Source organism: Janthinobacterium agaricidamnosum NBRC 102515 = DSM 9628, from assembly GCF_000723165.1.
Classification (GTDB): domain Bacteria; phylum Pseudomonadota; class Gammaproteobacteria; order Burkholderiales; family Burkholderiaceae_D; genus Janthinobacterium; species Janthinobacterium agaricidamnosum.
This window is the reverse complement of record NZ_HG322949.1, coordinates 5932722-5932932: the sequence shown is the minus strand read 5'-3', so window position 1 is coordinate 5932932 and position 211 is coordinate 5932722.

The window sequence follows — 211 nt, the reverse complement described above, 5'->3', positions numbered from 1 at the left end:
GGCGCTACGACGCCATGTGTACATCAGAGCTGAGCAAATTACTGCTCCAGATTGCCGCTTACGCTAAACCAAAAACGCTGCGTAAACACCCTCGTGGCCCGAAAAAGAAAGAGAAAAAAGGCTACGTGGCCGGCGCTGTTGCCCGACGCCACGTATCGACGGCGCGGGTATTAAGGGACGGGGTTGTCAATGTACACCTTTAAAGGGGTGG